An 8,336-nucleotide genomic window follows, 5' to 3' on the forward strand; every position below is an offset into this window, starting at 1 on the left:
AACTACGGCGCGGAACAGATACAAGTTCTCGAAGGGTTAGAACCAGTCAGGAAGCGGCCGGGGATGTATATCGGTACGACCGGGCCGCGGGGACTACATCATTTAGTCTATGAAGTGGTGGACAACTCGATCGATGAGGCCTTAGCGGGTTACTGTACTCATATCGAAGTGGATATCAAGGCCGATGGTTCCGTCAGCGTCACTGACGATGGCCGGGGTATTCCCACCGATGTCCACCCCACCACGGGTAAATCTGCCCTAGAAACCGTTCTCACTATACTTCATGCCGGCGGTAAATTTGGCAGTGGTGGTTATAAAGTGTCGGGAGGGTTACACGGAGTCGGGATTTCCGTCGTTAATGCCCTTTCTGCATGGGTCGATGTCACCGTCTGGCGCGATCATAAAGTACATACCCAACGCTACGAAAGAGGTATCCCCGTCACAGAATTGGTCAGTAGTCCTAGTCAAGAGGAAAAAACGGGAACTAGGGTTAATTTCCTGCCAGACACCGAAATTTTTAGCCAAGGCATCGAATTTGATTACAGTACCCTCTCCGGACGTTTACGAGAACTAGCCTACTTAAATGCGGGTGTTAAAATCACCTTTAGCGATTACCGTCCCGAAGAACCCCACATCGAAACCTATTGTTATGAGGGGGGTATTAAAGAATACGTCGCCTATATGTGTCGGGAAAAAGAAACCCTGCACAAAGATATTATCTATGTATCGGGGGAAAAGAACGGAATTAATATCGAAGTGGCGTTTCAGTGGTGTATAGATGCCTATAGCGACAATATTCTCGGTTTTGCTAATAATATCCGCACCATTGACGGGGGAACCCATCTAGAAGGATTAAAGGCAGTTCTGACTCGTACTTTAAATAATGTTGCTCGTAAACGCAATAAAATTAAAGAAAACGAGCCTAATCTAGCGGGGGAAAACGTCCGCGAGGGGTTAACCGCCGTTATTTCCGTAAAAGTCCCCGAACCGGAATTCGAGGGACAAACCAAGACTAAATTGGGTAACACTGAAGTCCGGGGTATTGTTGATTCGCTGGTGGGGGAAACTCTCAACGAATACTTAGAACAAAATCCCCAAGTGGCCGACACGATTATCGAAAAAGCAGTACAAGCGTACAAGGCGGCGGAAGCAGCCCGTCGGGCCCGGGACTTAGTACGACGGAAATCGGTCTTGGAATCCTCACCTTTACCAGGTAAATTGGCTGATTGTAGCGAAAGAGACCCAGAAAGGTCAGAAATTTACATCGTCGAAGGTGACAGCGCTGGCGGTTGTTTTCATGGTGATACAGAAATCGCCCTTGTCGATGGACGCAACCTCAGTTTTAAACAGCTAGTGACCGAACAAGCCCAAGGAAAGGAACATTTTTGTTATACCATTCGTGACAATGGCACGATCGGGGTTGAACGAATTATTAATGCCCGCATCACCAAAAAAGACGCAGAAGTAATTAAAATTACTCTCGATCATGGTGAAGCGATTATTTGTACTCCTGACCATCTTTTCCTGTTAAGAGATGGTAGCTATAAACCTGCTGCGGCTTTAACTCCAGAAGATGCTTTAATGCCTTTGTATCGGAAATTGTCCGATCTTCGTGACCCCGGAATCACCATTAACGGTTATGAAATGGTCTGGAATCCCGCTTCCGATTCTTGGTTGTTCACTCATGCGATCGCTGATTGGTATAATCGTTGGCAGGGAATTAACACAATCAAGAAAACTTACTATCAAAAAACCCTAGCGACCTTAAAACAAATTGAGATCGATCGAGGTTATATTGATTTGGAAGCTTATCAAAAATATCGGCTTCAGACGCGGGATAAATCAATATTGCGATTTGATTCTTTCTGCGATCGCTACTTTGATGGTGATAAAAATAAAGCCTTAGAAGCGGTGGCTAATTACAATCATCGAGTTGTGGCGATCAAGCGATTAGAAACAAGATTCGATGTCTATGATATCGAGGTTCCTCATACCCATAACTTTGCCCTTGCTTCCGGCGTTTTCGTCCATAACAGTGCCAAACAGGGGCGCGATCGTCGTTTTCAAGCGATTCTACCTCTGCGGGGAAAAATCCTCAATATCGAAAAAACCGATGATGCCAAAATCTACAAAAATACGGAAATTCAATCCTTAATTACAGCCCTCGGTTTAGGGATTAAAGGAGAAGATTTCGACCCCTCACAATTGCGCTATCATCGCATTGTTTTAATGACTGACGCTGATGTGGATGGCGCACACATCCGAACTTTGTTGTTAACTTTCTTCTATCGTTATCAGAAGAATTTAATTGACCAAGGTTATGTATATATCGCCTGTCCTCCTCTCTATAAATTGGAACGCGGTAAAAATCATTCCTACTGCTATAGCGATCGAGAATTACAGCAAAAGATAGCGGAATTTCCCTCCAATGCTAACTACACAATCCAACGTTTTAAAGGGTTAGGGGAAATGATGCCCCAACAACTTTGGGATACTACCATGAATCCCGAAACTCGCACTTTAAAACGGGTGGAAATCGAAGACGCAGCCAAAGCTGAGGAATTATTTACCATTCTTATGGGCGATCGAGTTGCCCCCCGGCGAGAATTTATCGAAACCCACGGATCACGTTTAAATCTTACGGATTTGGACATTTAAACGCTAACTTTGGGCTGTGTTAGTCTAGGCTAATACAGCCCCCGATAAAATCCCCAAATCCAGTTACTAATCGGAGGGTTAGGGATTCAAGGAAACTGGGGTGCATTCCACGACTTCATCGAAAAAATCAGCCGGCAGCGGTGGATTATCGGGGTCTTCTAGGGCGTTTTTGGCAATTTCCGCCTCGCTCATCCCTTTAACTTTCTTCCAGTCTGTTTTGTCTTTCAACTTCGCCCACTGTTCGCGGGTGACTCTGGTAATATGTTCTTCGTTCACGGTTGTTAGCCCTCCTAGCACTAATTATTCGACGAACCGAGCCACGCCATGTATAAACCACCACCAAAACGATATTATCGATTGTAGCCACTAGAATCACTCGAATTTCGCCGTAATTCTGACGGTTATCCACGCGCTCGATTATCGGCCCGCTAAAAATCGCTTCCAGGTCGGCGAAATCTATGCCGTGTTTTTCTATATTAGCCTGACGCTTATCGAAAATTTGGGTTAAAACCCCGTCGTTTTACGACGGCTTTTCCTGATCTTTGATATAAGACTTAAGAACTTCCAGTGGCGCACCTCCTACAGAAGAGACGAAATAACTGGGCGACCAAAGAGCGTCTTTCCCGTACGGTTTAGGATAACCAGCTTGTCCATGCCTGCGACTAGAGACTCCCTTTAAAGAATTGACCATCACGGAAATAGATAATTTCGGTGGATATTCAATCAATGCGTGGACATGATCGGACTCCCCGTTAAATTCCAATATCTGAAAATTCATCTTTTCCGCAACTTCCCTAAAAGATTTTTCAACCAAAGTCAGACTTTTACCAGTAAAAACCTTTCTTCTGTATTTTGTCACACAGACCAAGTGTATCTTTAAATCGGAAACAGAGTTTCTTTCTCTTCGCAACTGACTTGACATTATTAACAGACCTAGTTAGAATAGAGTACAGACACACACATCTTAACCCAATGAAAGCGAGGTATCAATACCGTATTTACCCAACAGACCAACAAAAGAGGCTTTTGTCTCAGTTGTTCGGGTGTGTGCGTGTTGTCTGGAACGATACCTTAGCCTACTGCCAAGAACTCTATCGACAAGGGGAGAAAAAGCCAAAATATACTGAGTTATCTAAAAGACTAACTCAAGTCAAAAAAACAGAAGAAAAACAGTGGCTAACCGAGGTTTCTTCTATTCCTTTACAACAGTCTTTGAGAGACTTAGAGACAGCCTATTCTAACTTTTTTACATCTTGTAAGGGAGAGAGAAAAGGAAGAAAAGTAAAACCTCCTAAATTTAAAAAACGGGCTCTTCGGTAATTGTTATGCAATGGACGGGGGTTATAAGGGATGGAACCCTTATATAGAAAAGCATTTAGCGATTTTTGTCAATTGTTTTTGCTCTAGAGCGAACTAATCAATTAAGTCTCTTGCCAGATAAGGATTTAGTCGATTTATGCCCCCCTATCGAACCATAACAAGTAACGAAGAGCCTAGATTTATTGCGTATCTTCAAGAATTGTGTGCGATTGCCCGGGCCACCTAACGAGCATATATAAACGAGCATATATAATAATGAAGAGAATAAAATGCTTGACGAAACTCATTAGATCGGAGAAAGGAGGTCAGTCATGGATCTGGTACAGTTTGTGGTAGTTATCATCGTGGTTGGGGTTCTATTGTGGCTCGTGAACAACTACATTCCGATGGACAGCAAGATCAAGCAAATCCTGAACATTGTGGTTGTCATCGCCCTCGTTTTGTGGATTCTTAAGGTGTTCGGATTGCTGAGTTTTCTCAAGGGAATTCGTATCGGTAGGTGAGTGATGTTCTAGACGGAAGGAAAGGTTGAATTATTATGGATCTGATGTCCATCACACTGCTGGTGCGCTGGCTAATAGGCTGGGGATTGATGTGGCGGTTGCCGCGACTTCCAGACTTTTCAGTCGTCGGTTCGCCTAAAGTCTCGGTCTTGATTCCGGCGAGGAATGAAGAGAGTACCCTCCCTAATTTGCTAACAGCCTTAAAGCAGCAAACATTCAAGCCCTACGAAATCATTGTCATCGATGACCAGTCCGCCGATGCTACCCCACAGATCGCCGAACAGGCCGGGGTGAAAGTAGTGCAGACTAGCCCTTTGCCCACAGGTTGGACAGGGAAAAACTGGGCACTCAAAACCGGATATGCAGCCTCATCTGGCGATATTCTCGTCTTTCTCGATGCCGACACTGAGCCAGGGGAGGAGCTGCTCCGCAGGCTGGTGGCAACTGTTCAACACTTAGGTGGTCTGGTCTCAGTTCAGCCCTATCACCGCACTGAACGCCCCTACGAACTGTTAGCGGTTCTGTTCAATCTCGTCGGCTTGATGGCCGTCAAACTGGGAGCAAGAGGTGGTGTGGCTTTTGGACCGGCTATGGCTACCAGCAAGGATGACTATAAGCGGGTCGGCGGCCACGACGCTGTGGCAGGATATGTTGTAGAAGACTGGTTCATGGCTCATATTTATGAGAGTGCGGGACTGCCAGTGAGTGCATACATTGGTCATGGCCAACTGGACTATCGGATGTACCCCGGCGGGCTGCGGGACCTGGTTGTTGGTTTCGACAAAAACTTTGCAACGGCAGCAGGGGAAGTCTCTTGGCTGCGGATGCTGGCGGTTGTGTTCTGGCTTTCAGGGTTGTTCTGGGCGGCTTGGTGTCTGCCCGCATCCCTATTCGGCTGGCCGATTGTCGGGAATTCATCCTTACTATATAACGTACTGCTTTATCTTGCCTTCGCCATACAGTTAGCCATAATTGTATGGCCAGTGGGTTCATTCGGAGCAATCGTCTTTTTCTTCCCCATTCCGGTTGCCTTCTTCATTGCAGTGTTCCTGCTGGCAATTCTGAATCTCGAACGTGGTCAAATCGAATGGAAAGGACGAAGGATAAGTACCCGATGGCAAGGTGAATGAATGATCTCGCCTATGCTACAACTACCGGATGGGGTAATCGTCGGGCTTTGTGTGGTCGGTTGGACAGCCTGGTCACTTTTGATCGGTTTTATCGGTCATCAACTTCCCCTGAAATTCCTAGAAACGGACACCTGCCTGACCCGGCCACGACCCTGGGGGGAAGATAGACAATGGTACAATCGGGTACTGCGGATCAAGCGATGGAAGGATCGGTTGCCAGAAGCAGGGGATTTCTTCCCAGGAGGTTTTCGCAAAACATCCGTTGGCGGTGGGGACTGTGCCGTAATGTCCCGTTTTTTGGCTGAAACCCGTCGCGCGGAATACGTTCACATCGCCATCTGGCTGTTTTGGTTAGTGACGATGCTCTGGACTCCTGGCTGGGGTGTGCTGGTAAACCTCGCCGTGGGAACAGCCTTCAACCTGCCTTGTTTGTGGGTGCAGCGTTACAATCGGCTTCGGCTCCAGCATCTGCTCGTATTGAAAGGACAGAAAAAAACGATATGCTAAAGTATGAACTTGGCTGTGAATTAACCTACAGCATTGAGCAAGCAAGCACTCTAATTCTTAATGTTGCTATTGTCAGCAACAACCATCAGATTATTGTTCAGGAAGACCTCCATTCTAACTCTCAACGGTCGATTGAGGAATACATCACTTCTGTCAGTGGAAATCGATACTTTCGACTCAATGCCCCTCCTGGCAATTTGCAAATTTCCTATCGAGCAACCGTTGGCTTATCTCCTTATTATTCAGACCCCAGTACGATTTTTGAAGTAAAGCCAGCCGATTTACCCCTCGATATCTTGTACTATCTTTATCCGAGTCGTTACTGTCAGTCAGATCGATTATTGCGCTTTGTCGCGGCTGAATTTGGCCATTTAGTCCCTGGTTATTCCAGGGTGACAGCTATCTGTAACTGGATTTATGACAATGTTTTGTATCTCTCTGGTAGCAGTGATTCTTTAACTTCTGCTTGCGATACAGCGATAGAAAGGGTAGGCGTTTGCCGTGATTTTGCCCATTTAGGTATTGCTTTTTGTCGAGCTTTGAACATTCCGGCACGCTTTGTTTCCGGCTACGCCTATGGTTTAAATCCCCCCGATTTTCATGCCTGGTTTGAGGCTTATCTAGGGGGTCGCTGGTATCTTTTCGATCCTACCCGCCTTGTGCCTCAGAGCGGGCTAATTCGCGTTGGCACAGGACGAGATGCAGCCGATGTTTCTTTTGCCACTATTTTTGGTCCCGTACAAATGAATCAGATGAGGCTTTTTATGGACTACTTACCCGATGCCAAGCCGATTTCCGAGAATATTTTGATACCGACAACAGAGGCGATCGCCATCTCTTGAGCGTACCCCAGTCAGGTATTCTATTATCGAAAATTTGGCTTGAAAACCCCGTCCTTTGAGGACGGCTTTAAGCTACAATGAAAAAAGCGATAACCAAGCTAAAAACTGAACCCTGACCACAGATAGTAGGGGGTTTCGTTCAGAAAAGACTTCAAATTCGGCCTTGAACGAGTAAAACTTTCTAGGAAATAAGGTTGAAGATGAGATTTTTTCGACTTGTTCAAAGTGGCCGTCCGGCATTCGGACACTCAAAACGGACGGGTCGAAAGAGTCAGACTTAAGCAATTAAGCGTTTTTCGCTATCTGCGTCAACCCCATTGACGCGACCATCCTAAAAAAGTAGCGTGGTGAGGATGTCAATAACATTGTCTTTGAAAAACCCATTTTAGGAGTTGCCCATGTCATCCTCATCCCTACCCATTAAACCGGCTGTACTGGTTGTCATCATTGGTGAAACCGTCTTGCAAGACCGCATGATCAAGCTGCTGCAAGAGTTAGGCGTAACTGGCTATACCCTCTCGCAAGCCCAGGGCGCAGGTCGCCACGGCAACCGCCAGGGAGATATGGTCGGTTATAACACCAATATTGAGATCAAAACCGTTGTCTCGCAGGAAGTCTCGGAGGCGATCTTCTCTGGTCTCGTCGAGTATCAAGCTAATCATGCCTTAATCGCTTTCCGACAAAATGTCGAAGCGTTGACTGGGTTTGAGATAATTTGATTCGTCACTAACCCCGCCCTAAAAGGGACGGGGCTTGCCTAAACCAATTTAGGCGACGCAAGTAGAGACTACCGCATCGAGACACAATCTGGCCCAGACCTCCGAATACTTCCCTAGTTCGGATTCCCTCTAAGCTCTATTGGTAAGGCGTTGTTAGACAAGACATCTTGATTGTGTTGCGGAAAGGTACTTTAACTTCACTCTTAAGGATTATCTCCATGGCAAGAGTTCCTGTTATCTCAAAAGACGGAAAGTCGTTAATGCCCACCAAACCCAGTCGGGCCAGGCGGTGGATTAAGCAAGGAAAAGCTATCGGTAAATTCAACGACTTAGATATTTTCTATGTCCAGCTAACCACTGAACCTTCTGATAGCAAAACCCAACCGATTGCCATTGGTATTAACCCGGGTAAATTATTCTCTGGAATTGGCGTTCAATCCTCCCTTTTTACTCTTTGGAAGGCTCACTTAGAACTTCCTTTTAAGCGAGTAAGAGAGCGCCTAGACAATCGATGCTTAATGCGAAGAGGACGTAGAGGAAGACGGATTAACCGCCAACTTTCTTTTAATCTAAGAGCGCATCGACAAAAACGATTCTCAAATAGAAAACAAGGAAAATTAGCTCCCTCAATCAGAGCTAATCGTCAACTTGAACTTC

10 protein-coding genes and 1 pseudogene are annotated in these 8,336 nt (G+C 45.9%); 8 read left to right on the top strand and 3 right to left on the bottom strand.

Annotation, left to right across the window (positions count from 1 at the left end; genetic code table 11):
• On the top strand, positions 1–2,658 hold a 2,658-nt coding region (gyrB, locus tag PX481_RS27345), incomplete at its 5' end, for a DNA topoisomerase (ATP-hydrolyzing) subunit B (protein WP_288097084.1).
• Between the two features lie 78 nt (positions 2,659–2,736).
• On the opposite strand, the gene PX481_RS27350 is transcribed toward gyrB, so the two are convergent.
• The 3 genes from PX481_RS27350 to tnpA are packed head-to-tail and all read right to left on the bottom strand — an operon-like array spanning position 2,737 to position 3,580.
• Entirely contained in the window at positions 2,737–2,934 is a 198-nt protein-coding gene (locus PX481_RS27350; RefSeq protein ID WP_002760489.1) for a hypothetical protein, read from the bottom strand.
• A complete protein-coding gene (locus PX481_RS27355; RefSeq protein ID WP_071825063.1) occupies positions 2,855–3,157 on the bottom strand; it encodes a BrnT family toxin in 303 nt (100 codons plus the stop codon). The genes PX481_RS27350 and PX481_RS27355 overlap by 80 nt, the downstream gene beginning before the upstream one ends.
• A 21-nt stretch (positions 3,158–3,178) precedes the next feature.
• Positions 3,179–3,580, bottom strand: a complete 402-nt coding sequence (gene tnpA, locus PX481_RS27360) for an IS200/IS605 family transposase (RefSeq protein ID WP_043999173.1) — start codon at positions 3,578–3,580, stop codon at positions 3,179–3,181.
• A 50-nt stretch (positions 3,581–3,630) separates the two neighbouring features.
• Here tnpA and PX481_RS27365 point away from each other — a divergent pair.
• From PX481_RS27365 to PX481_RS27395, 7 genes and pseudogenes are all read left to right on the top strand, one after another.
• Positions 3,631–3,966, top strand: a pseudogene (locus PX481_RS27365) (RNA-guided endonuclease InsQ/TnpB family protein); the annotation flags it as partial.
• Positions 3,967–4,289: 323 nt separating this feature from the next.
• Positions 4,290–4,481 (top strand): Thivi_2564 family membrane protein, encoded by a 192-nt coding sequence (locus PX481_RS27370; RefSeq protein ID WP_012265960.1) that lies wholly within the window; start codon positions 4,290–4,292, stop codon positions 4,479–4,481.
• A gap of 35 nt (positions 4,482–4,516) precedes the next feature.
• The gene (locus tag PX481_RS27375) at positions 4,517–5,611 is read left to right on the top strand and encodes a glycosyltransferase family 2 protein (RefSeq protein ID WP_004159258.1); all 1,095 of its coding nucleotides are present in this window, start codon (positions 4,517–4,519) and stop codon (positions 5,609–5,611) included.
• A gap of 12 nt (positions 5,612–5,623) precedes the next feature.
• Positions 5,624–6,118 carry a glycosyl-4,4'-diaponeurosporenoate acyltransferase CrtO family protein gene (locus PX481_RS27380; RefSeq protein WP_223212969.1) on the top strand — a complete coding sequence of 165 codons (495 nt, stop codon included), beginning with the start codon at positions 5,624–5,626 and terminating at the stop codon, positions 6,116–6,118.
• Positions 6,112–6,960, top strand: coding sequence for a transglutaminase-like domain-containing protein (locus PX481_RS27385; protein WP_004159260.1), 849 nt, complete (start codon positions 6,112–6,114; stop codon positions 6,958–6,960). Before PX481_RS27380 ends, PX481_RS27385 begins: the two co-directional genes overlap by 7 nt.
• 398 nt (positions 6,961–7,358) lie before the next feature.
• Complete coding sequence (locus PX481_RS27390) at positions 7,359–7,679, top strand: P-II family nitrogen regulator (protein ID WP_002752253.1); 321 nt, start codon at positions 7,359–7,361, stop codon at positions 7,677–7,679.
• Between the two features lie 218 nt (positions 7,680–7,897).
• The coding region (locus PX481_RS27395) for an RRXRR domain-containing protein (protein WP_288097088.1) at positions 7,898–8,336 on the top strand (439 nt) is incomplete at its 3' end.

The organism is Microcystis sp. M53603_WE2, from assembly GCF_030065435.1.

What these genes read in the sequence shown, in the direction of transcription:
- PX481_RS27380 (WP_223212969.1), top strand. Translation starts at nt 5,624, where the DNA reads ATGCTACAACTACCGGATGGGGTAATCGTCGGGCTTTGTGTGGTCGGT.
- PX481_RS27385 (WP_004159260.1), top strand. Translation starts at nt 6,112, where the DNA reads ATGCTAAAGTATGAACTTGGCTGTGAATTAACCTACAGCATTGAGCAA.
- PX481_RS27390 (WP_002752253.1), top strand. Translation starts at nt 7,359, where the DNA reads ATGTCATCCTCATCCCTACCCATTAAACCGGCTGTACTGGTTGTCATC.
- tnpA (WP_043999173.1), bottom strand. Translation starts at nt 3,580, where the DNA reads ATGTCAAGTCAGTTGCGAAGAGAAAGAAACTCTGTTTCCGATTTAAAG.
- PX481_RS27370 (WP_012265960.1), top strand. Translation starts at nt 4,290, where the DNA reads ATGGATCTGGTACAGTTTGTGGTAGTTATCATCGTGGTTGGGGTTCTA.
- PX481_RS27375 (WP_004159258.1), top strand. Translation starts at nt 4,517, where the DNA reads ATGGATCTGATGTCCATCACACTGCTGGTGCGCTGGCTAATAGGCTGG.